This window comes from Bacillus sp. EE-W1 (genome assembly GCF_009760835.1).
Classification (GTDB): Bacteria; Bacillota; Bacilli; order Bacillales; family Bacillaceae_G; genus Bacillus_A; species Bacillus_A wiedmannii.
On sequence record NZ_WIPE01000069.1, the window covers coordinates 25497 to 26479 of the forward strand.

A 983-nucleotide genomic window follows, 5' to 3' on the forward strand; every position below is an offset into this window, starting at 1 on the left:
ACTATTTGCTCAAGAGATTCAAAGTTTTTTTATCTCCAAATACCTTACGGAATCTTGCTAGAGATGTTGGTTTCGTACAACGAACCAGTAAGTACCAAGCAAAAGATTTAATAGCTTTATGTGTATGGGTGAGCCAAAATGTAGCTATGACTTCTTTAACTCAATTATCTAGCTGTTTAGAAGCATCAACAGCAGTACTTATCAGTTCTGAGGGACTGAATCAACGATTTAATAAGGCGGCCGTCCAACTTTTACAACACCTACTAGCCGAACTATTAAACAAAAAATTGACCTCATCTATGCCCATTTCTTCACCATATACTTCTGTTTTCAAGCGTATTCGTATTTTAGATTCAACTGCATTTCAACTTCCAGATCCTTTTTCATCCGTTTATCCAGGTGCAGGAGGATGCAGTAATACAGCGGGAGTAAAGATTCAGCTTGAGTATGATTTATTAAGTGGACAGTTTCTTCATATTCATACAGGTCCAGGGAAACAACATGATCGAACCTACGGTTCCCTGTGTGTTCCAACTGTGACAGCGAATGATTTATGTATCCGAGATTTAGAGTATTTTCATTTGAAAGATCTTCAACACATACAAGATAAAAAGGCTTATTATCTCTCACGTATCAAATCGAATACACGTATTTATCAAAAAAATCCTCATCCTGATTATTTTCAAGATGGCAGAATCAAGAAAGGTACAGAGTATATCCAGATAGATGTGGAGGTTGTAATGAACTCTCTTCAACCAGGACAAACATGTGAAATATCCAACGCTTATGTAGGAATGACTGATAAAGTCCCAACTCGTGTGATTGTTCATCGACTAACAAAAGAACAACAACAAAAACGATTACAAGATCAAACTGTAAGAGAAAAAAAGAAAGGAATGAAGTATTCTGCTCGTAGTAAACGACTTAGCGGTATCAATGTATATATGACAAATATCCCTACAGATATTGTCCCGATGGGACAA

1 pseudogene is annotated in these 983 nt (G+C 36.5%); it reads left to right on the forward strand.

The features are described from left to right. A pseudogene (locus tag GFJ36_RS16755) lies at positions 1–983 on the forward strand (IS4 family transposase); the annotation flags it as partial.